Below are 22,551 nucleotides of genomic sequence, written 5' to 3'. Positions count from 1 at the left end.
AAAACCGCGTGTAGACTCCGATCGCGGGTATGCTGAAGCAAAGAGGAAGCGGTGGGCCAATTCGCTTCCTCTTTTCATTTTTCCCCTACCTGTTCAGCACATCCTGCGAAGACCGCCGTGGAAATAGGCTTGAAACCGGCACCTGTTTCAGGGCATCAAGTCCCTGCCTCAGAACAATCGGGGCCCCGTGGCTCAACTGGATAGAGCAGCCCCCTCCTAAGGGGCAGGTTACAGGTTCAAATCCTGTCGGGGTCACCAACTTCCCTCTTCCTCACACTCATCCCATCACACCGCTTCACCGCGATCGCCTTACGATGGCTATTGATCGCGCATGTAAAAAGGGCGGAGCCGTAGCTCCGCCCTTTCACACAATCCGTTCCCGCAGGTCCGGCCTTAGAAATGGACCGATTTCGCATCGGCCGGTTTTTCCAGCGGCGGCGCGAATTTGGTCAGGTCGATACCTTCGACGGCTTTCTTGTATTCGTCGAGGGTGGGCGTGCGGCCAAGGATTGCCGACAGAACCACGACAGGGGTCGATGCCAGAAGCGACTCGCCCTTCTTCTCGGCGCTGTCTTCCACGACACGACCCTGGAACAGGCGGGTCGAGGTAGCCAGAACAGTATCACCTTTCGCGGCTTTCTCCTGGTTGCCCATGCAGAGGTTACAGCCGGGGCGCTCGAGATACATGATGTTCTCGTATTCCTTGCGCGCTTCGGCTTTCGGGAAGAGATCGTCGAACTCGAAGCCCGAATATTTCTGCAAGATATCCCAGTCACCTTCGGCTTTCAGCTCGTCGATGATGTTATAGGTCGGTGCGGCCACCACGAGAGGGGCATTGAACTCGACCTTGCCCTTTTCCTTCTCGAGGTTCTTGAGCATCTGCGCCACGATCTTCATATCGCCCTTATGCACCATGCACGAGCCGACAAAGCCCAGATCGACCTTTTTCTCGGCACCGTAATAGGAGACCGGACGGATAGTGTCGTGGGTGTAGCGGCGCGAGACATCGGCGTTATTCACATCGGGGTCGGCGATCATCGGCTCGTCGATCAGGTCCAGATCCACGACGACTTCCGCGAAATATTTCGCATTGGCGTCGGGTTTCAGGGCCGGCTTCGCGCCCGACTGGATCTCGGCGATACGCTTATCGGCCTTGTCGATCAGACCTTGCAGGGTCTTGGCCTCGTTATCCATGCCCTTGTTGATCATGACCTGGATACGCGATTTCGCCAGTTCCAGCGAGCCGATCAGCACGTCATCGTTGGAGATACAGATCGAGGCTTTCGCCTTCATCTCCGCCGTCCAGTCGGTGAAGGTGAAGGCCTGGTCGGCCAGCAGCGTGCCGATATGCACTTCGATGATGCGGCCTTGGAAGACGTTATCGCCGAATTGCTGGAGCATCTGCGCCTGGGTGGCGTGCACCACATCGCGGAAGTCCATGTAATCCTTCATCTGGCCCTTGAAGGTCACCTTGACCGATTCAGGGATCGGCATGGTGGCTTCGCCGGTGGCCAGCGCCAGCGCCACAGTGCCCGAATCCGCCCCAAAGGCCACGCCTTTGGACATACGGGTGTGGCTGTCGCCGCCGACGATGATATCCCAGTCGCTGACGGTGATGTCGTTCAGCACTTTATGGATAACGTCGGTCATGGCGTGGTATTCGCCTTTGGGGTCACGCGCGGTGACAACGCCGAAGTTGTTCATGAAGGACATGAGCTTCGGAATGTTGGCTTGCGCTTTTTTATCCCAGACAGACGCAGTGTGGCAGCCGGACTGATAGGCGCCATCCACAACCGGCGAGATTACGGTCGCGGCCATCGATTCCAGTTCCTGCGCGGTCATCAGGCCGGTGGTGTCTTGCGAACCAACGATATTAACCTTCACGCGCACATCCGAACCGGCATGCAGGGTCTTGCCCTTTTCCACACCCACGGCATTGGCGTTAAAGATTTTTTCCACAGCCGTCAGGCCCTGCCCCTCGATCGAGACTTCTTTCGAAGGCGCGAAGACCGGCGCGGCCTCGACGCCCAGCGTTTCTGCCGCAAACGTCTGCAGCTTCTTACCGAAGACCACAGCATAGGAGCTGCCCGCCTTCATGAACTCGACCTTCGGCGCGGTGAAGGCGGAGGACACATCCACCAGCTCTTCGCCATCCTCGCTCAGCAGCTTTTTGGCCTTGGTATCGATTTTCAGAACAGTGCCGGTGGCGACCGAGTATTTCTGTTCCAGAACGGGGTTGCCCTCGTTGTTCAGAACCGGCTTGCCATCGGCGTCGGTTTTCTTGACCCAGTTCTTCAGGTCGAGGCCGATCCCGCCGGTCACGCCAACGGTGGTCAGGAAGATCGGCGAGATGCCGTTGGTGCCGGCAACAACCGGCGCGTAGTTCACGAAGGGAACGTAGGGCGAGGTCGGCTTACCGGTCCACAGCGCCACGTTGTTGACGCCCGACATACGCGAGGAGCCCACACCCATGGTGCCCTTTTCCGCGATCAGCATGACGCGCTTGTCGGGGTGCTGAAGCTTGAGCGCCTCGATCTCCTTCTGCGCGGTCTCCGAGATCATGCACTTGCCGTGCAGCTCGCGGTCCGAGCGCGAATGCGCCTGATTGCCCGGCGACAGAAGGTCCGTCGAAATATCGCCTTCGGCGGCGATATAGGTGACGAGCTTCACTTCTTCCTCGATATCGGGGAGCTTGGTGAAAAACTCGGCTTTGGCATAGCTTTCCAGAACATCCTTGGCGACGGTGTTACCCGCCTTATAGGCATCGGCCAGCCGCGCCATATCGGCATCATAGAGGAAGACCTGCGTCTTCAGGACCTCGCCCGCTTTGGCGGCAATGTCGGCATCCGCGCCAAGCGCCAGATCCAGCAGCACTTCCATCGACGGGCCGCCCTTCATGTGCGACAGTAGCTCGAAAGCGAAATCGGGGGTAATCTCGGCGACTTTGGCCTCGCCCAGAATGATTTCCTTGAGGAACTTCGCCTTCACACCCGCAGCCGGCGTTGTGCCCGGCAAGGTGTTGTAGATGAAGAACTTCAGCGAGTCTTCGCGGTAGGCGTTGCCCTCGTCCTTGATCTGCTCGATCAGCTCCGCCACCAGCGCACCATCGTCGATGGGCTTGGGGTGCAGGCCTTCGCCTTTACGGGTTTCGATCTCGGTTAGGTAGTCTGTGTACAAGCTCATGACGGTCCCTAGATGTCGCTATCGTTTCACGCTTGAACGCTGGCCGCTAAACACCTGCCGATTCGCCACAAGCCTTTAGTATGCCGATGTATACCAAGCAAGTTTGAGTTACAAGGTGGCAGTTGCTACGCCACACACTATCCTGAAGAGGTTTACAGTTTTTCTGCAAGCCATCCTAGCGCAATGCCTGCGCAATCTGAATCAAGATAAAAGGAAGCGGAAAGCCAATCCGGCCGACGCCCGAAAAGCGGGCGCTGACAGCCGGCCCGAGGCGTAAAATATCCAAGTGCCCATGCGGACGTGACATAGCTCAGGAAGACGCCAACAACTGATGGATATTCGGGAAAATGGTCGGAGCGAGAGGATTCGAACCTCCGACCCCCTGCTCCCGAAGCAGGTGCGCTACCAGGCTGCGCTACGCTCCGACCGTGGGCGGGGATGTATCGCTCCGCCCAAGCAAGATCAAGAGGAAATCGTGCCCGGAACCCATTTTGTTTAACGCACCCGCGCGGAGCGCTCCGTCAGCGGGATGGAGGACCGTTTCAGGATACGCCCGAAGAGCGAGGAGCGCGGCGCGTAGGGCATCTCGAGGCGGTGACGGGTATTGGTGATCGGCTTGTTCTCGGAAGTGCCCGAGGACTTCTCGCGCAGCACCATATAGACGCCCGAGGCAATGACGACGCCCGCCCCGATGATCGTTGCAGCATCCACGCCCTCGCCGAAGAAGAGATAACCGAAGATAACAGCCCAGATGATCTGGCTATATTGCATGGGAGCCACAATGACCGCCTCGCCCTCGCGATAGGCGAGAATGGTAATGAAGCTCGCGATCAGCCCGAAGAGGGCGATCAGGCCCATCAGGGCGAATTCGCTAATCTCCATCGGCACATAGACGAAGGGAAGGGCCGCGCCCATCGCGAGGAAATTGCCCATCATCGGATAGATGAGCAGCACGATAGACCGCTCTTCCGAGCCCACTTTGCGCACGATGACCGAGGCCATGGCCGTGCAGAAGGAGGCCACGACCGCCGCCAGATGCCCCAGCTCCAGATCCGACTGTCCGGGGCGCACCACAATGAGCACCCCCAGAAGCCCCACCCCGATGGCCGCCCAGCGGCGCAGACGCACCGTCTCGCCCAGCATCGGGATCGACAGGATCGTCACCAGAAGCGGTGTGGCAAAGAGGATCGGGTAGACCTGCGCCAATGGCAGAGTGGAGAAGGCATAGAAGGCCGCCACACCCGCGACGATCATGCAGACGGAGCGCAGAACAACCCAGCCCGGATAGAGCGGGCGCAAGTGCCCCGCCTTCTTGTCCGAAAGCATGATGAAGGAAATGATCGGAAAACTCAGAAGGGCGGCGACGAAGACGATCTGAATGGCCGAAAACTTCCCGCCCAGCCCCTTCACAATCGCATCATGCGACGCATAGATCGCCATGGCCAGAAGACCGTATAGCGCGCCTTTCAGATTGGATTTTTCCGACATTCCACCCCCCTCGTGTTCCTCAGGGACAGGCTAGCGGGCCTCGGGCACGTTTCAAGCGTCAAATCGCGATCCGTGGCGTTTTAAGCAGATTGGGCCCACGGAAAGACAAAAGACCCCGGCGTCTGAACCGCCGGGGTCTTTTGGGGTAGGATCGATGGGCCGGCTGACCGGCCCGCAGATCATGCAGCTTCGGCTTCTTCCGCTGCCATACGGCGTTCGCTTTCCTCGCGCGACAGCGCCACCGAGGTGCGAATACCTTTGGAAACAAATTCCATCAGGCCGCCAACAACCCGCTCATTTGGGTCGATACCGGCACAGGACAGAACCTCGCGGCCATCGCGCGAGCGTGCCCAACGAGCGATCTGCTCAGGGCCGTTTCCGTATTTCTTGTCGTCGGCAATCGCATCATCCAGAGCCGCCAGAACGACGGCAGCAAACAGCTTCCGTGCGCGTTGACCTTGTTCATAGTTGAATGCGGAGCCATCCACGAAATCGCGCATTATTCCGTCCTTGTATTATTGCTCTTGCGTTTCCGGGCGTGACGGTCATGTAGGCCGCTTAGCATACGATTCGATATGCCCTTCAAATCATACCTGACATGCATAAAGCGAATACCTTGAATTCGCCCGTATGAATAGTGTAGAATTTTAGCTACGCGACACAACATCTAGTAGTTTTGATAAGTATGGTCACATTAGGGCAGGCGTTAACCATTTAACTTTCACCTGTGCCCCGAACACAACGCCCCCATCTCACAGATAAGTGAGGGTGATATTTCTGGGGATTCCGGTCCTGCTCCGGCCAGATAGTCCCGTTTCAGGAATATCGGACCACCGCATCGCCCGCCTGCATCGCCTCGCCCGCGCGATCAAAGCGCAGATAGGCGATTCCCTTGCCGCCCGCCTGTGTGAAAAGTATGCCTGCAGGCTTCTCCCCCGCGCGGATCTCGGTGCCCGGTGCAGCCGCGCCGGTCACCTCCACACAGACCAGCCCCTTACGCAACTCGGTCTTGTGCTTCATCCGCGCAGTGACCTCCTGCCCCACATAGCACCCCTTGCGGAAATCGACGCCATGCAGGCGCTCGAAACCAGCCTCGAGGATAAAGGTATCGGGCGTCAGCTCGATCCCTGTCTCGGGGATGCAATGCGCGACACGGATCGCGTCGAAATCGCTGCCATCATCCCCCTCGGCCTCGCCATAGAGACGCCAGCCAAGCGCGGGATGACGCGGATCCATGACCGCTCCCTCGGGCGCTGGCGCGGAGGTGCCGCGATAGACCTTCAGCTCCGTTTCCTCGATCTCTGCCTTCGCGCGCAGCTTATACATCGCAAGGCGGCGCATCGTGGCGGGCGCGATGCTGGCATCGATATCCAGCAGGATCGCATCATCCCATGGCACCAATAGGAAATCGGCCAGATATTTGCCCTGCGGCGACAGGAGTGCCGCATAGACCGCCCCGTCTTTCAGGCGGGAGACGTCATTGCTGACCAGACCTTGCAGGAAATGTTCGCGCTCGGGACCACTGATCTTGTAGATACTACGCTGGCTCATGATGCTCTCCTTTGTGCCCGATATAGGCGCGCGGGGCGCCTGCGTCCATGTTCTCACTCGACCAGCTGCATGGCGCAAAGCTCGGCATAGGTGCCGCCCCGCGCCAGAAGCTCGTCATGGGTGCCCTCATCCTCGACGCGCCCCTCACGGATCACGACGATCTTGTCGGCATTCCGCACCGTCGAGAGCCTGTGCGCGATCACCAGTGTGGTGCGCCCCACCGACAGCCGGTCCAGCGCCTCGGACACCCGTTTCTCGGACGCGGTATCGAGCGCCGATGTCGCCTCGTCCAACAGAAGGATCGGCGCATCACGCAAGATCGCACGCGCGATCGCCACCCGCTGCCGCTGCCCACCCGACAGCGCCGAGCCGCGCGGCCCGGCATGCGTGTCAATTCCATCGGGCAGATCGCGAGTGAATTCGGTCACATAGGCCCCGTCCAGAGCCTGCTGCAGACGGGCTGCGGGCACATCCTGTCCCAGAACCACATTCTCGCGGATCGTCTCGTCAAAGAGCGCCGCATCCTGCGCCACCGTTGAAAACATCTGCCGCAACTCGCCCAGATCCAGCCGGCGGATATCGGCGCCGCCCAGTTTGATCGTGCCGCCATCCGCGTCCAGAAGCCGCGTAAGGAGCGCGAAGACGGTGCTCTTGCCCGCCCCCGATGGCCCCACAAGCGCCGTGGTCTGCCCCTCTTTCGCGGTAAAGCTCAGCCCGTGCAGCACCTGCGTCGTCCCATAGGACAGGGTCACATCGTCCAGCACCATATCCAGCGCCTCGGGCATGGGTTCGGGTGCCGTCGGCGTGGCCACATGAGGCTGTAGGTCAAACAGGGTATAGACCCGCTCGAGGCTCGCCGCCGCCGTTTGCCATGCGCCGGTCCCCGCCGCCAGACGGCGGATCGGCTGGAAGGTCAGCGTCATCGCGGTGAAAAACGACATGAACTCGCCCACGGTCCGTTGACCCGACAAGATGCCATGCCCCGCCACCACCAGCACGGCGAAGAACCCCAGCCCCGTCACGATATCCACCATTGCGGGGATCAGCGCCTTGATGGCGGCCATCTTGATCTGCTGGCCCATGATCAGGTTCACCAACTCGCGGAACCGTCCCGTCTGCTGGTCCTCGATCCGGTTCAGCTTTACCGCATTGATCCCGTGGAACATCTCGTCCAGCCGCGTTGCACGCTGGCTCGAACTGTCACGCATCTGCATGGATTTACGCCGCACATAGCGCTGCGCCATCACCGCGGGCGCGACCAGCAGCGGGAAGCCCACCATCGCGACCAGCGTCCACACCACATCCACATTGAGCGCAACAACCATGAGCCCGACAAGCGAGATCGCATCGCGCCCCGCGCCGGTGATGAAGGCCTTCCAGATGTCCTGCACCGCCCGTGTATCGCCTTGGATACGCTCGATCAGCGCACCGGGCGGATTGACCTGATAGAAGGACTGGTCGAGCCGCAGAACATGCGCCACCAGATCGACCTGCATCGCGGTGGAGGTGGATTGCGAGATCTTGGTCATGATCGTCTTCGAGGCGATCGAGGTAACAGCCCGCACGAGGAAAAGCGCGAAGACCGCGCCCCCCGCCCAGTAGATCAGGCCGGGCTGTTCGCCGGAGAACACCTTGTCGAAGAGAGGCTGCAACAGCCAACTGAGCGCACCCAGAGTCGAGCCTTCGATGACCATCAGAACCAGCGCGATCGCCATCCAGCCCGTATGGGAGCGCAGATATTCACGCCAGATCCGGCCAACCATATGGCGCGATGTATAGATATTGGGCTTGGCCATTTGGGCTCCTGCGCGAGAGGCTTTGTGGCGCGGTTCTACCCCAGTGCTCGGGGGTCCTGCAAGTTCGCCTCCCTATTAGGCAGTTTTGCACCGCAAGCGATCGGAGTTTTGTATGCTCACATTCGCACGGATTGACCCCGCCGGATCGGTTTCCTACCGATAGGCCAACAAAAGGGAGACACCCGATGAGCCTTGCAAACGGCCGCACCTACCTTGCCATTCCCGGCCCCTCCGCCATGCCCGACCGCGTCCTGCGCGCCATGCACCGGGCTGCCCCCAATATCTACGAGGGCGAGATCGAGGTGCTGGCCGCAGATCTTGTGCGTGATCTCAAGAAGGTCGCGCTGACCCAATACCATTGCGGGATCTATATCTCGAACGGCCACGGGCTGTGGGAAGCGGTAAATACCAATCTCTTCTCGCGCGGGGATACGGCACTGGTGATGGCGACAGGCCGGTTCGGCCATGGCTGGGCCGATTATGCGCGCCGGATGGGAATCAATGTCGAGGTGCTGGATTTCGGCCTGAAGGCGCCCGCCGATGCAGGCCAGCTCGAAGCCGCGCTGCGTGCCGATACGGATCACAAGATCAAGGCCGTCTTCGTCACCCATATGGATACCGCCACCTCGATCCGCAACGACATCCCCGCGATGCGCGCGGCGATCGATGCGGCAGGCCATCCCGCCCTTCTGGCCGTGGACTGCATCGCCTCGCTTGCCTGCGACGAATTCCGCATGGATGACTGGGGCGTGGATATCATGATCTCCGCCAGCCAGAAGGGGCTGATGGTCCCGCCCGGTCTCGGCTTCCTCTTCGCCTCCGACAAAGCGGTCGAGGCGGGAAAATCGGCGGATCTGCGCACTCCCTACTGGGACTGGACACCGCGCCTCTTCCCGAAATTCGTCTACGAGTATTTCGGGGGCACCTCGCCAACCCACCATATGTTCGGGCTGCGCGAGAGCCTCGATATGATCGCCGAGGAAGGGCTGGAAAACGTCTGGGCGCGGCATGCGGCCCTGTCGGAAGCGCTCTGGGCGGCGTTCGACGCGTGGTCGGCAGGCGGGCATGATATCGCGCTCAACGTGGCGGACCCGTCCCTGCGCAGCCATTCGGTGACGGCGGCGCGCTTCGGCGGAGGCAATGCCCAACGCCTGCGCAAATGGCTGGAGAATGAGGCCGGTGTGACCTTGGGGATCGGGCTTGGCATGGCAGAGCCAGGCACGCCCGAGATCGACAGCTTCCTGCGGGTCGCTCATATGGGCCATGTGAACACGCATATGGTGCTGGGGGTGATCGCCTCGATGGAAGCAGGGCTACAGGCCCTCGATATTCCGCACGGGACAGGCGGTGTGGCAGCGGCGGCGGCGGTCATCGCCCGCCATAGCCGGTAAGCGGCTTATTTGTTCTCGGCTTGGCGGCTATTGGCCGCCATCCAGCTCTGCAGCCATGCCAGATCGGCCTGCTGGTCCTTGATCATCTGCCCCGCTCGCTGGCGCACGGCGGGATCCTCGCCATAGTCGCGCACGACCTCGGCCATCGCGATCTCGCTTTTCTTCTGCGGGATCATCTGGCGGACGAAATCCAGATCGACATTCCCACTAAACCCTTGCGGCTGGTTGCGCACCATGCGGGCACGCGCCTGCTGGAAGGCGGCTGTCGCAGGCGAGGCGTCAGCCGTGGCCATCGCCGCCTGCGAGATCTGTGGATAGGTTGCGTCCCCGGCATAGGCCCCGAAGGACAAGGCAAAGGCCAAGGGGCTCAGGAGCGCGACTGTGTGGATACGGCTCATTTCGGATCTCCCTTCTCGGTTCATCCGAATGTGGGCCCGAACCCGCGCCGGCACAAATCACTGCTCGGCGAGAGCGTCGTGACGTAAAGCCCGTGTTACAGCGCCGATGCCGCCCGCTCCAGCGCGCCGGGAAGAGCCTTGGCCAGCAGATCCAGCTCGGCATCCGGCCCGCAGGAAATGCGGATACAGCGATCCTGAGGCGCCACACCCGGCATCCGCACGAACACATCGGCCTTGGCCAATTCTGCAAGCACCGCACGGGCATAGGCCCCGTCGCGCCCGCAATCAATGGCCACGAAATTGGTGGCCGACGGCAGCGCGACCAGCCCGTTCAGGGCGGCGATCTCCGCAATCCGGTCCCGCGCGCCACCGATCAGGCGTTTCATGAAGGCCGACCATGTGGTGTCATTCAGCGCCGCCAAGGCACCCGCCTGGGCGATCCGGTTCACGCCGAAATGATTGCGGATCTTCTCGAATTGCGCGATCAGCGGCTCTGCGCCCATCGCATAACCGATCCGCGCGCCTGCCAGCCCGTAATGTTTGGAGAATGTCCGCATACGGATCACCCGCAGATCTTCAACCGCGACCTGCGGGACGGCCTCATCGGGGGCCATCTCGATATAGGCCTCGTCGAGCACCAGAAGGCAGCCCTCGGGGATCTCTTCGATCATCGCCTCGATGGCGGCACCCGTATTCCATGTGCCCATCGGATTATCGGGATTGGCGATGTAGATGAGCTTCGCGCCCACCTCACGCGCCTTGGCAACCAGCGCCTGCGGGTCTTCGTGATCGTCCTTGTAGGGCACTTTATGCAGCACACCGCCAAAGCCTTCGACATGGAAATTGAACGTCGGATAAGCGCCCGCCGAGGTCACCACGGCATCGCCCGCCTCGATGATCAGCCGCACGAGGCTGCCCAGAAGCCCGTCCACACCCTCGCCCACCACAATGGTGGTCTCGGGGCGGTCATGATGGGCGGCCAGCGCCTGACGCAGCTCGAGGCTGGTGCTATCGCCATATTTCCAGACCTCGCCTGCCTCTGCGGCCATTGCCGCAATCGCCCGCGGAGACGGGCCGAAGCCATTCTCATTCGCGCCAAGACGGGCGGCAAAGGGTGCGCCACGCTCGCGTTCAAGCGTTTCGGGGCCCACAAAAGGCACCGAGGCAGGCAGGGAAGAGACGATGCGGGTATAGCGAGGATGTGTCATGCACAAATGGCTAGCAGTTTGGCGGGCAAGCGCAAGCCCCGCCGGACGTGCCACATCGGAACCGGATCAGAAATCGACCGCGATCCCCTTCTTCTCCCAATCGCCATACCGCACGGGTTCGGGACCGTCGCGCCCACCCAGTTCGGTCGGCAGCGCCTCGCCCTTGGCCAGACGCCGGCGCTCTTCGGCCTCGGCCAGCGCACGCTGCGCGGCGGGCGGCAGGTCGGGCTGGGGCATGGGCGGCGGCGGGGTGGGCATATCCGGTTCCGGCATCGGCGGGGTCGTGGGCGGCAGATCGGGCTTGGGCGCGGTGGGCGGAGTGACGTCGTCTGTCATGGGGCACCTCCTGTCATGAGAGTTGTCTTAGGGACGCATCTGATATAGGCCGCGAAATCGATCCTCACAAGCCGGAGGCCAGCCATGGCAAAACCCGATCCTGCCCGTCGCGCGGCCCTTGGCCTGATTGTTGGTGTATTAGAAGACCATCTGTCGCTGGCCGACCAGATCGCGATGAACGCGCTCGATGGGCTCAGCCCCGGCGAGAAAGCCCGCGCCCAAAGGCTCGCCACCTCGACCCTGCGCCACATGGAACGGGCCGACAAGATGCTCAAGCCCTTCCTGCGCCGCAAGCCCACCCCCGACATCATGGCGCTCTTACGTCTGGCAACGGTGGAACTCTGTGCCGAAGGGGGCGCCGCGCATGGAGTGGTCGATGCGGCCGTCACGCTGTGCAAATCGGGCGGCAAGCGCACCGACAGCTTCGCGGGGCTGGTAAACGCAGTGCTGCGCAAGGTGGCCGAGGATACAGCACGCTGGGAGACCCTGCCCTATGGCCAGCTGCCGGGCTGGCTGCGCGGGCGGCTCATGTCGTCCTATGGCAAGGTCGCGGTGCAGAAGATGGAAGAGGCCCATCAGCGCCCCGCCCCTGTGGATATCTCCGTGAAGGAAAACCCCGCCGACTGGGCCGAGCGGCTGGAGGGCGAGGTCCTGCCCACGGGCTCGGTGCGTCTGCATCAGCCCGGCCAGATCCGCGACCTGCCCGGCTTTGCGGAAGGGGACTGGTGGGTGCAGGATGCAGCCGCCTCTCTCGCCGCCAAGGCTCTCGCGCCCAGCGCAGGGATGCGCGTTCTCGATTTGTGCGCAGCGCCGGGCGGTAAGACCATGCAGCTTGCGGCAATGGGGGCGGAGGTAACCGCGCTCGATCTGTCCGAACGCCGGTTGCAGCGCCTGCACGAGAACCTCGAGCGGTGCAAACTGACGGCCACCGTGATCGCCGCCGATGCGCTGGGCTGGGAGCCCGAGGCGCCCTTCGATGCGATCCTGCTTGATGCCCCATGCTCGGCCACCGGCACCATCCGCCGCCATCCTGAGCTTCCCGCCATCAAGGACAGCACCTCGATCAAGGGGCTTTTCGCGCTGCAGGAAGAGATCCTCGAACGGGCGATGGGCTGGCTCGCGCCAGAAGGCCGCCTGACCTACGTGACCTGCTCGCTTCTGCCCGAAGAGGGCGAGACCCAGATCCGCCGCGCGCTGGAACGCCATCCCGACTGGGAGGTGGTGCCCGTGACCATCGACGGCATTGACCCCGCATGGATCACCGAGGAAGGCGGGTTGCGCCTGCGTCCCGATTACTGGGCCGACAAGGGCGGGATGGACGGGTTCTACATTGCCACCCTCCGGCGGCGGCCGCAATAACAGGCATCATCACGCCCACCTCCGGCGTCAGGCGGGCGTGATACTCTTGGCACAGCGTGCCGCGCGGCGCATACTCGCGCATATTGCCTCCGAACGGCGCCATATTCAGCCAATCCAGATCGAGCGACAGCACCTTGGCCAAGAGCACTTCCCGTCCCCGCACAAAGCCATCCTCCTCTTCCGTTCCGCGCGGGCAGAAACGGGCGCGCCTCGGGCAGACGCTGAACGCGCTGGCCGCACGTCGCGCCGCGCGCGGAGCGGCGGCCACCGGCTTCACCTCGCAGCCCGAGCCCCGCACCATCGGCTCGCTCGCACGCGGACGCCAGCTGATCGGCGGGAATTTCCTGCTGGCAGGGTTCCTGATCGAGGGGCGCGACCGCAGCCCATGGGATCTGGCCATGCCCGATCCGGCCTTCGAGGAAGAGCTGCACGGCTTCGGCTGGCTGGATGATCTGGCCGCCGTGGGCGATCGCACCGCACGCGCACGGGCGCAGGACTGGGTCTTTGGCTGGATCGACCGCTATGGCCGTGGCACCGGCGCGGGCTGGCAACCCGACCTCACTGGCCGCCGCGTCATCCGCTGGATCAATAACGCGCTGATGATCCTTCATGCGCAGGACAAACCCAAGGCCGATGCGTTCTTTGCCGCTCTGGGCGCGCAGACGACCTATCTGGCCAAGCGCTGGAAAGCCGCACCTCCCGGATTACCGCGTTTTGAGGCACTGACGGGACTGATCTATGCCTCGCTCTCGCTGACCGGCATGCAGGGCCATAGTGCGCAGGCGCTTGCAGGGCTGGCTGCTGAATGCGCCACCCAGATCGACATCGAAGGCGGGATCGCCACGCGCAACCCCGAAGAGCTGCTGGAGGTGCTGACGCTGCTCAACTGGGCGAAGGCCGCGATCGAGACGACCGGCGGCACCCCCTCCGCCCCCCATCTGTCGGCCATCGAGCGGATCACCCCCACCCTGCGCGCGCTGCGCCATGCCGATGGCGGGCTGGCGCGCTTCCATGGCGGCGAGGCGGGTCTGCCCGACCGGATCGACCAGACCCTTGTGGAAACCGGCCTGCGACAGGGGCCGACCGGCAACCTCGCAATGGGATTTGCGCGCCTGCATGGCGGCGGCACGACGCTGATCATGGATGCCGACAAGCCGCCCAAGGGCCCCGCCTCCAGTGATGCCCATGCCTCGACACTGGCCTTCGAGCTGACCTCGCGGCGCAGGCCCATCATCGTCAATTGCGGCTCGGGGGCGCAGTTCGGACGCGACTGGCACCGTGCGGGGCGGGCGACCCCCAGCCATTCGACACTGGCGCTTGTGGAGTATTCCTCCTCGCGGCTTGGCCCCGAGCGCAGCTTCGGGCGCAGCCCGCATCACTGGCTGGAAGAGACGCCCGAACTGGTCTGGGCGGTGCGCGACGAGGATAGCGGCCAGAGCTGGACCGCAGGCCATGACGGCTATAGCCCTACCCACGGGCTGACCCATCTGCGCAGGCTCTCGCTCTCGACCGATGGCAAATTGCTCGAGGGGCTCGACTCGCTCAGCTCGGCCACACCGCAGGGGCAAAAGCGCCTGCTGACCATTCTCGAGCGCGAGGGGCTGCACGGCATCCCCTACCAGATCCGCTTCCACCTGCATCCAGATGCGGATGCCACGCTGGATATGGGCGGTCATGCGGTTTCCGTCGTGCTGAAATCGGGCGAAATCTGGGTATTCCGCCACGACGAACAGCTCGAACTGGCGCTCGAGCCCTCCGTTTTTCTTGAAAAAGGGCGGCTGAGGCCCCGCGCGACGCAGCAGATCGTGCTTTCAGGCCGTCTTTTGGACGAAAAATGTCAGATTAGCTGGACCTTCACGAAGGCACAGGATAGGTCGGCGGGCATACGCGACCTGCAATCTGGTGCGGATCGCGACGATTCCGACACCTGATCCAAGGAAGCTGCCCGTGACCCGTTCCGTTCCGCTCACCCGTGCCCTTATCTCGGTCTCCGACAAGACCGGCCTGATCGATTTTGCCCGCGCGCTGTCCGCCCGCGGCGTCGAGCTCCTCTCCACCGGCGGCACCGCCAAGGCTCTGCGCGAAGCAGGCATGTCGGTGCGCGATGTCTCCGAAGTCACCGGTTTTCCGGAGATGATGGATGGCCGCGTCAAGACGCTGCACCCCAAGGTCCATGGCGGCCTTCTGGCGCTGCGCGACAATGACGAGCATCTCGCCGCGATGAAGGAACACGATATCCTGAATATCGACCTTCTGGTGGTGAACCTCTACCCGTTCGAGGCGACCGTTGCCAAAGGCGCGGAGTATGACGACTGCATCGAGAATATCGATATCGGCGGTCCGGCGATGATCCGTGCGGCGGCCAAGAACCACGGGTTCGTGGCGACCGTGGTCGATGTGGAAGATTACGATGCGGTCCTGAAAGAACTGGACGAGAATGACGGCGCGACCACCCTGCCCTTCCGTCAGAAACTGGCGCAGATCGCCTATGCCCGCACCGCGGCCTATGATGCGGCGGTCAGCACATGGATGGCCGGCGCCATTGGCGAGACCACCCCGCGTCGTCGCGCCTTCGCTGGCACCATCGCGCAGACCCTGCGCTATGGCGAGAACCCGCACCAGCAGGCGGCCTTCTACCTCGATGGCTCGAACCGTCCGGGTGTGGCCACGGCCAAGCAGCTGCAGGGCAAGGAACTGTCCTATAACAACATCAACGACACCGATGCGGCCTTCGAGCTGGTCTCGGAATTCGGCACCGAAAAACCGGCCGTTGCGATCATCAAACACGCAAACCCCTGTGGCGTGGCCACAGGCGAAACGGTAATCGAAGCCTATAAACGCGCGTTCGATTGCGACCGCACCTCGGCCTTCGGTGGCATCATCGCGCTGAACCAGACGCTCGATGCCGAGACCGCCGAAGAGATCACCAAGATCTTCTCCGAGGTCATCATCGCACCGAAGGTCGATGACGCGGCCAAAGAGGTCATCGCCAAGAAAAAGAACGTGCGCCTTCTGGAAACCGGCGGCCTGCCGGATGTCTATGCGCCGATCACCACCTACCGTCAGGTGGCCGGTGGCCTTCTGGTGCAGGACAAGGACAATGGCATCATCACGCTCGACGATCTGAAGGTCGTGACCGAGCGCAAGCCGTCGGAGCAGGAACTGCAAGACCTTCTGTTTGCATGGAAAGTCGCGAAACACGTCAAGTCGAACGCGATCATCTATGTCAAGGACGGCGCGACCGTGGGCGTGGGCGCAGGCCAGATGAGCCGCGTGGACAGCACCCGCATCGCCGCGCGCAAAGCCGAGGACATGATGGAGGCCTGCGGCTTCGACAAGACCCCGACCATCGGCTCGGTTGTCGCCTCGGATGCGTTCTTCCCCTTCGCGGATGGTCTCATCACCGCGGCAGAGGCCGGCGCCACCGCGATCATCCAGCCGGGTGGCTCGATGCGTGACCAGGAGGTCATCGACGCCGCCAACGAGCGCGGTCTGGCGATGGTCTTCACCGGCATGCGCCACTTCCGCCACTGAACCTGCATTCGGGCGGGCCATCGCGGCCCGCCCGTTTCCACTTCCAAAAAGACGATCCGCCATGCGCGCTTTCGCCATCATCCTCCTTGTGATCAGCGCCCTCATGGGGCTCATCAGTCTCGTCTTCGCGCCGCTGCTGGTCAGCCTGACCTGCGCCAATACCACCTGCACGCATGAAACCGCCTTGGCGCTCTCGGTCCTCTTCATGATCGCGCCGCTTGTCCTGTGCGTCCTGGGCATCGGGCTGAGCGTGGTGCTGTTCAAACGCAGTGCCCCCAAGGACGCTCCCCCCGAAGAGGGTTGATCCTCATCACCAAAACGCCATCGCCCCGCGGGGTGCCTTGCCCCATCCCCGCTTTCAGGGCATAGGGGGGGTAATTGGAAAAGGGATCACCTATGCGTCTGGCAGCTCTTTGGGCCTTTGTTATTCTGGTTCTGGATCAGGCATCGAAATATATCGTGGTGCATCTGATGCAGCTCGACCAGCGACTGGCCATCGACGTGCTGCCGCCCTTCCTGAATTTCCGCATGGCTTGGAATAGGGGCGTGAATTTCGGTCTGTTTTCGGGCGATACCGATTATACCCGCCTAATCCTGATCGCGCTGGCGCTGGTGATTGCCGCATGGGTCGGCATCTGGATCGCGCGCAAGCCGCAGCGTCCGCTGGTGCAGGTCTCGGCGGGGTTGCTTATCGGAGGCGCGCTGGGAAATGTCATCGACCGTATCGCCTATGGCGCGGTGGCCGATTTCATCAACACCTCCCTGCCCGGCTGGCAGAACCCGTTTTCTTTCAATGTCGCCGATATCGCGATTTTCGTCGGGGCGGTGGGGCTCGCCCTTTTCACGGGCAATGATCCGCGCGGAAAAAAAGGACCGGCCAAAGGGGCGTGACGCCCGCTGGAGTTTAGGTTATGACGAGGCAGTATCGATGAGGGAGTGGCCAATGTCGGCAGCATCAAATCTCGGGATCGCCCTTTCGGGGCTTCTTCTGTTGAGCGCCTGTGGCAGCTCGACTGTCCCCGAACTGATGAACCTGCGCACCAACCGGCCCGGGCCGGACGAGTTTGCCATTGTGCCGACCAAAGCGCTCCAGATGCCCACGGATCTCAATACCCTGCCGCCGCCCACGCCGGGCGGGTCCAATCTGGTTGACCCCACACCCGAAGCCGATGCGATCGCGGCTCTTGGCGGCAATCCGAATGCGCGTGGCAACTCCGATGGTGCGCTTGTCAGCTATGCGGCACGCAAAGGCACAGATCCGTCGATCCGTCAGGAACTGGCCGCCGCCGATCTGGACTACCGCAAGGATCACCGTGGCCGCCTTCTGGACCGCATTACCGGCAAGACCCTGTATTACAAAGCTTATGCGCCGATGGCCCTCAATCAGGAAACCGAGCTGGAACGCTGGCGTCGCCTGAATGTTGCAACGCCTTCGGCACCACCTTCGGGAACGGCTCAGGCCGCGCAATAGCGACGTCCACGCTGCAAATATCGTAATTTCTGCGTTATTCGGGTGAGTTATCCATCAACTCACCGTCAATCCGCTTGCGACGGAACGGTTCTGTCTACAATGTAGCGCAAAACGTTTGAGGTCCCGATGGTGCGCGCATGGCTTGCTGCTGCCTTTGCCCTGACAGCTTTTCCCGCTGTCTCGGCCGAGGTCAGTTCTTTCACTCTGGAGAACGGGTTACAGACCGTAGTGATCGAGGATCACCGCGCCCCTGCCGTTGTCCAGATGGTCTGGTACAAGGTGGGCGCTGCCGATGAGATGGCCGGAAAATCGGGGATTGCGCATTATCTCGAACATCTGATGTTCAAAGGCACCGACACAATGGCGCCGGGCGAACTATCGAAGACCGTCTCCGCCAATGGCGGCTCGGATAACGCCTTCACCAGCGATGATTACACCGCCTATTACCAACGCATCGCCTCCGACCGGCTGGAGTTGGTGATGAAGATGGAAGCGGACCGCATGCAGCATCTGCAGATCTCGCCCGATGACTGGAAGACCGAACGTCAGGTGATCCTCGAGGAACGCTCGCAGCGCACCGATAGCAATCCGCAGGCGCTATTCTCGGAACAGGTGAATGCCGCGCAATACCAGAACTCGCCCTATGGCACCCCGATCATCGGCTGGCGTGCCGAGATGGAAGGGCTGACCCGTGAGGATGCGCTGGCATGGTATCACCGCTATTACGCGCCCAATAACGCCGTTCTGGTAGTGGCGGGCGATGTCACTCCCGAGGAGGTGAAGACGTTGGCCGAGAAATATTACGGCCCGATCCCCGCCAATCCGGATCTGCCGCCGCGTGTGCGCCCGCAAGAGCCCACCCAGCTGGCCGAGCGCAAGATCGACTTCCGCGATCCGCGTGTGGCCCAACCCTCGCTCACGCGCAGTTATCTGGCCCCCGAACGCAATCCGGGCGACCAGAAGGAAGCCGCGGCCCTGACCGTCTTGGCCGATCTCCTGGGCGGCAATTCGCAGACCTCCGTGCTGGGACGCAAGCTGATCTTCGGCACCGGCGAGGCGATCTTCGTCAATGCGTGGTATAACGGGCTGTCTGTGGACAAGACGACCTTCGGCCTATCGGTCGTGCCTGCCGCCGATGTCACACTGCCTGAAGCGGAAGCCGCGCTCGACAAGGCGCTGGCAGAGTTCATGGCCAACGGGATCGATCCTGACCAGTTCCAGCGGATCAAGACCCAGATCCATGCCAGCGAGATCTATGCCGAGGATGACGTTCAGGGCATGGCCCAACGCTACGGTTCCGCGCTCGCGCAGGGCTTCTCGATCGAGGATGTGCAGGACTGGCCTGACGTGCTGGAGGCTGTCACCCCCGAGGATGTCATGACAGCGGCCAAGGACGTGCTCGTGAAGCGCAACGCCGTGACCGGCTATCTCGACAAACCTGCGGCATCGGAGGCACCCCAACAATGATCCGGCTTTTGCTTGCAGGTCTTTTCGCGCTGACCCTTTCGGTGCCTGCCCGTGCGCTCGACATCCAGCAGGTGACCTCGGAGGGCGGCATCAAGGCATGGCTCGTCGAGGCGCATGACATCCCCTTCACCGCGCTGCGCATCAGTTTCAAGGGCGGCGCGAGCCTCGATGCGCCCAACAAACGCGGCGAGATCAATCTGATGACCGCCACGCTCGAAGAGGGCGCGGGCGATATGTCGGCGCAGGATTTTGCCGCCGCCGAAGAGGGGCTGGCGGCCAATTTCGGTTTTGATGTGGGCGATGACACGCTGACCATCAGTGCGCGGATGCTCAGCGAGAACCGCGATCAGGCGGTGGATCTGCTGCGGCAGGCGTTGATCAATCCGCGCTTCGACCAGTCGGCGGTGGATCGTGTGCGCGGTCAGGTGCAGGCCATCATCGCCTCCAACGCGCAGGATCCGAACGCTCTCGCCTCCAAGACCTTCGCCCATGAGGCGTTTGGCGACCATCCCTATGGCAGCTCGATCAACGGCACGGCCGATAGCGTGGCGGCACTGACCCGCGAGGATATGTTCGACGCGAAAGCCCGCGTGATGGCGAAAGACCGCATGGTGGTTTCGGCTGTTGGCGATATCACCGCCGCCCAGCTGGGCCTGATGCTGGACCATCTTCTGGGCGATCTGCCCGCCACGGGTGCCGATATGCCTGCCCCCGCCAAACTCGCACTGGCCGGTGGCACCACAGTCGTCGATTTCGACACACCGCAATCGGTGGTGGTCTTCGGTCAGGCGGGTATCGGTATGGACGATCCCGATTTCTTCGCGGCCTTCGTGCTCAACCAGATCCTCGGTGCGGGCGGGTTCTCCTCGCGGCTGATGGACGAGGTGCGCGAGAAGCGCGGGCTGACCTATGGTATCTACACCTATCTCGTCGATCAGGATCTGGCCAAGACATGGCAGGGCGGGTTCTCCTCGGCCAATGACAAGACCGCCGAGGCGATCAAGGTGGTGAAGGATCAATGGGCCAAGGCCGCCACCGGTGATATCACCGATAAGGAACTCACCGATGCCAAGACCTATCTGACCGGCGCTTACCCGTTGCGCTTCGATGGGAATGGCCAGATCGCGGGGATTCTCGCGGGGATGCAGCTTTCTGACATGCCCGCCGATTATATCAACACCCGCAATGCCAAGATCGACGCGGTGACCAAGGACGATGTGGCCCGTGTCGCCAAGCGCCTGTTGAAGGCCGATGATCTGCGATTCGTGGTTGTGGGCAAACCCACAGGGCTCGAGTAGGCCCCGACACCCGCTTGCCAGATATCCACAGAAAAGCCCGTCCGGACCCGTTTCGGACGGGCTTCATTTATGCTAGGTCTGGTGGCATGACGCTCGACACCCCCAATATGCACCCCCCCGTTACGCATTCTATGCGCCCCGTCATCCGGCAGCTTGACGACGCCGCCGCCAACCGCATCGCGGCAGGCGAGGTGGTCGAGCGCCCGTCCTCCGCCGTGAAAGAACTGGTGGAGAACGCCATCGATGCGGGCGCCACGCGGGTGGATGTCGCTTATGCCGATGGCGGCAAGACGATGATCCGCATCACCGATAATGGCTGTGGCATGACTGCCGAGGATCTGCCGCTGGCGCTCTCGCGCCATGCCACCTCCAAGATCGACGGATCGGATCTGCTGAACATCCACACCTTCGGTTTCCGTGGCGAGGCGCTGCCCTCGCTGGGATCGGTCGGGCGGCTGACCATCACCTCGCGCGCCGAAGGGTTTGACGCGGCCACCATCACCGTGAATGGCGGGCAGATCGGGGCCGTGAAACCGGCCGCACTGAACCGCGGCACCGTCGTCGAGCTGCGTGATCTCTTCTACGCGACCCCCGCGCGGCTGAAATTCATGCGCACCGACCGTGCCGAGGCGCAGGCGATCTCGGATGTGATGAAGCGTCTGGCGATGGCCGAACCCAAGATCAGCTTCACCCTGCGCGATGTAACCGATGGCAAGCGCGAGCGCGAGATCTTCCGGTTCGATGCCGAACAGGGCGAGATGTTCGATGCGCTGGGGATGCGGCTGGCCCGCGTGATCGGCCGCGAATTTGCCGATAATGCGATCCCGATCGACGCCGAGCGCGAGGGGGTGCGGCTGACGGGCTATGCGGCGCTGCCCACATATTCGCGTGGTGCCGCGGTGGAACAGTTCCTGTTCGTCAATAACCGCCCCGTGCGCGACAAGATGCTGATCGGCGCCTTGCGCGCGGCCTATATGGATTTCCTCTCGCGCGAGCGGCATCCGGCGGCGGCGCTGTTTATCAGCTGTGATCCCGAGCGGGTTGATGTGAACGTGCACCCTGCCAAGGCGGAGGTGCGCTTTCGCGAATCCCAAGTGGTGCGCGGGCTGATCGTTTCGGGTCTGCGGGCGGCGCTGGGGGGGGCGGGGCATCGCGCCTCGACCACCGTGGCCGATGCGACTTTGGCGGCCTTCCGGCCCGAAGCACGACCAGAACCGGCGGCGCAGCAGACCTTTGCCCGCATCTACCAGATGGACCGGCCCAGCATGGGCGCGACCCGCGCCGCCTATGCCGCCCAAGCGCCCGATTTCCGTCCCGCGCCCGCCTACCCTGCGCCAGCCTGTCCCTCCCCCCCACAGGAAGGCTTCGCGGAAACCACGGCCTTCCACGAAGCGCAGCCTACCTATGACGCCCCGTCGGCGCGGTTTGAAACTGCCCCCGCCGCCCCCGATCTGACCGCCCGCCCCTTGGGCGCGGCGCGTGCGCAGCTCCACGAGAATTACATCGTGGCCCAAACCGAGCGCGGGATGGTGATCGTAGACCAGCATGCCGCCCATGAGCGGCTCGTCTATGAGCGCCTCAAGCGCCAGATGGCCGAAAACGGCGTGCCCGCACAGGCGCTCCTGATCCCCGAGATCGTCGAGCTGTCGGCAGGGGATGCGGCGCTTCTGCTGGACCATGCCGATACCTTGTCCAAACTGGGCCTGAGCATCGAGGAATTTGGTGGCAGCGCCATTGCCGTGCGCGAGACCCCCGCGATTCTGGGCGAGATCAATGCCGAGGCGATGCTGCGTGATGTGCTGGATGAGCTTTCCGATCTGGGCGATAGCCAGCTGGTGCAGGCCAAGATCGAGGCGGTTCTGTCGCGCATGGCCTGTCACGGCTCCATCCGCTCGGGGCGTCAGATGCGCGCCGAGGAGATGAACGCGCTCCTGCGCGAGATGGAGGCCACGCCCCATTCCGGTCAATGCAATCATGGCCGCCCCACCTATGTCGAGTTGAAGCTTTCGGATATCGAGCGGCTTTTCGGCCGCACCTGATCTCCGGCCTTTATGTGTAACGGACACCGCCT

At 62.6% G+C, this 22,551-nt stretch carries 18 protein-coding genes and 2 tRNA genes; 11 read left to right on the top strand and 9 right to left on the bottom strand.

Annotation, left to right across the window (positions count from 1 at the left end; genetic code table 11):
- The first annotated feature begins 181 nt into the window (after positions 1–181).
- A tRNA-Arg gene (locus ABEB22_RS06045) sits at positions 182–258 on the top strand.
- Positions 259–393: 135 nt separating this feature from the next.
- Here ABEB22_RS06045 and ABEB22_RS06040 read toward each other — a convergent pair.
- The 6 genes from ABEB22_RS06040 to ABEB22_RS06015 all read right to left on the bottom strand — a co-directional run bounded on the left by ABEB22_RS06040 (position 394) and on the right by ABEB22_RS06015 (position 8,018).
- On the bottom strand, positions 394–3,183 hold the full coding sequence (locus tag ABEB22_RS06040) for a bifunctional aconitate hydratase 2/2-methylisocitrate dehydratase (RefSeq protein ID WP_350938372.1): 2,790 nt from the start codon (positions 3,181–3,183) through the stop codon (positions 394–396).
- 348 nt (positions 3,184–3,531) lie between these two features.
- A tRNA-Pro gene (locus ABEB22_RS06035) sits at positions 3,532–3,608 on the bottom strand.
- Between the two features lie 70 nt (positions 3,609–3,678).
- On the bottom strand, positions 3,679–4,671 hold the full coding sequence (locus ABEB22_RS06030) for a DMT family transporter (protein ID WP_339113792.1): 993 nt from the start codon (positions 4,669–4,671) through the stop codon (positions 3,679–3,681).
- 179 nt (positions 4,672–4,850) lie between these two features.
- The gene (locus ABEB22_RS06025) at positions 4,851–5,171 is read right to left on the bottom strand and encodes a DUF6280 family protein (RefSeq protein WP_339113793.1); all 321 of its coding nucleotides are present in this window, start codon (positions 5,169–5,171) and stop codon (positions 4,851–4,853) included.
- A gap of 316 nt (positions 5,172–5,487) precedes the next feature.
- Positions 5,488–6,222, bottom strand: coding sequence for a folate-binding protein (locus tag ABEB22_RS06020; protein ID WP_350938377.1), 735 nt, complete (start codon positions 6,220–6,222; stop codon positions 5,488–5,490).
- Between the two features lie 53 nt (positions 6,223–6,275).
- Complete coding sequence (locus ABEB22_RS06015) at positions 6,276–8,018, bottom strand: ABC transporter ATP-binding protein (RefSeq protein WP_350938379.1); 1,743 nt, start codon at positions 8,016–8,018, stop codon at positions 6,276–6,278.
- Positions 8,019–8,203: 185 nt separating this feature from the next.
- Between ABEB22_RS06015 and ABEB22_RS06010 the strand changes: the two genes are divergently transcribed.
- A complete protein-coding gene (locus ABEB22_RS06010) occupies positions 8,204–9,409 on the top strand; it encodes an aminotransferase class V-fold PLP-dependent enzyme (RefSeq protein WP_339113796.1) in 1,206 nt (401 codons plus the stop codon).
- A 5-nt stretch (positions 9,410–9,414) separates the two neighbouring features.
- Here ABEB22_RS06010 and ABEB22_RS06005 read toward each other — a convergent pair whose 3' ends face one another.
- The 3 genes from ABEB22_RS06005 to ABEB22_RS05995 all read right to left on the bottom strand — a co-directional run bounded on the left by ABEB22_RS06005 (position 9,415) and on the right by ABEB22_RS05995 (position 11,351).
- Positions 9,415–9,807 carry a DUF305 domain-containing protein gene (locus ABEB22_RS06005; protein WP_339113797.1) on the bottom strand — a complete coding sequence of 131 codons (393 nt, stop codon included), beginning with the start codon at positions 9,805–9,807 and terminating at the stop codon, positions 9,415–9,417.
- 95 nt (positions 9,808–9,902) lie between these two features.
- A complete protein-coding gene (locus ABEB22_RS06000) occupies positions 9,903–11,015 on the bottom strand; it encodes a pyridoxal phosphate-dependent aminotransferase (RefSeq protein WP_339113798.1) in 1,113 nt (370 codons plus the stop codon).
- 66 nt (positions 11,016–11,081) lie between these two features.
- A complete protein-coding gene (locus ABEB22_RS05995) occupies positions 11,082–11,351 on the bottom strand; it encodes a DUF1674 domain-containing protein (RefSeq protein WP_406871057.1) in 270 nt (89 codons plus the stop codon).
- A gap of 84 nt (positions 11,352–11,435) precedes the next feature.
- Between ABEB22_RS05995 and ABEB22_RS05990 the strand changes: the two genes are divergently transcribed.
- The 9 genes from ABEB22_RS05990 (at position 11,436) to mutL (ending at position 22,519) form a co-directional block, all read left to right on the top strand.
- The gene (locus ABEB22_RS05990; RefSeq protein WP_406871056.1) at positions 11,436–12,710 is read left to right on the top strand and encodes an RsmB/NOP family class I SAM-dependent RNA methyltransferase; all 1,275 of its coding nucleotides are present in this window, start codon (positions 11,436–11,438) and stop codon (positions 12,708–12,710) included.
- 134 nt (positions 12,711–12,844) lie between these two features.
- On the top strand, positions 12,845–14,641 hold the full coding sequence (locus ABEB22_RS05985; RefSeq protein ID WP_350938387.1) for a heparinase II/III family protein: 1,797 nt from the start codon (positions 12,845–12,847) through the stop codon (positions 14,639–14,641).
- 16 nt (positions 14,642–14,657) lie between these two features.
- Positions 14,658–16,244: a bifunctional phosphoribosylaminoimidazolecarboxamide formyltransferase/IMP cyclohydrolase gene (gene purH, locus ABEB22_RS05980; protein WP_339113801.1), complete on the top strand. Its 1,587-nt coding sequence runs from the start codon at positions 14,658–14,660 to the stop codon at positions 16,242–16,244.
- A gap of 61 nt (positions 16,245–16,305) precedes the next feature.
- The gene (locus ABEB22_RS05975; protein WP_339113802.1) at positions 16,306–16,548 is read left to right on the top strand and encodes a hypothetical protein; all 243 of its coding nucleotides are present in this window, start codon (positions 16,306–16,308) and stop codon (positions 16,546–16,548) included.
- A 92-nt stretch (positions 16,549–16,640) separates the two neighbouring features.
- On the top strand, positions 16,641–17,135 hold the full coding sequence (gene lspA / locus ABEB22_RS05970) for a signal peptidase II (protein WP_350938391.1): 495 nt from the start codon (positions 16,641–16,643) through the stop codon (positions 17,133–17,135).
- Between the two features lie 52 nt (positions 17,136–17,187).
- Positions 17,188–17,715 carry a DUF3035 domain-containing protein gene (locus ABEB22_RS05965; protein ID WP_339113804.1) on the top strand — a complete coding sequence of 176 codons (528 nt, stop codon included), beginning with the start codon at positions 17,188–17,190 and terminating at the stop codon, positions 17,713–17,715.
- 126 nt (positions 17,716–17,841) lie between these two features.
- Complete coding sequence (locus ABEB22_RS05960) at positions 17,842–19,182, top strand: M16 family metallopeptidase (protein WP_406871055.1); 1,341 nt, start codon at positions 17,842–17,844, stop codon at positions 19,180–19,182.
- Positions 19,179–20,480 carry a M16 family metallopeptidase gene (locus tag ABEB22_RS05955; protein WP_406871054.1) on the top strand — a complete coding sequence of 434 codons (1,302 nt, stop codon included), beginning with the start codon at positions 19,179–19,181 and terminating at the stop codon, positions 20,478–20,480. Before ABEB22_RS05960 ends, ABEB22_RS05955 begins: the two co-directional genes overlap by 4 nt.
- Before the next feature lie 86 nt (positions 20,481–20,566).
- Positions 20,567–22,519 carry a DNA mismatch repair endonuclease MutL gene (mutL, locus tag ABEB22_RS05950; protein WP_406871053.1) on the top strand — a complete coding sequence of 651 codons (1,953 nt, stop codon included), beginning with the start codon at positions 20,567–20,569 and terminating at the stop codon, positions 22,517–22,519.
- Positions 22,520–22,551: the final 32 nt, after the last annotated feature.

Origin of the sequence: Thioclava sp. 'Guangxiensis' (assembly GCF_045348365.1) — a bacterium.
Taxonomy (GTDB): Bacteria; Pseudomonadota; Alphaproteobacteria; order Rhodobacterales; family Rhodobacteraceae; genus Thioclava; species Thioclava kandeliae.
This window is presented reverse-complemented; position numbering and strand designations above follow the sequence as displayed.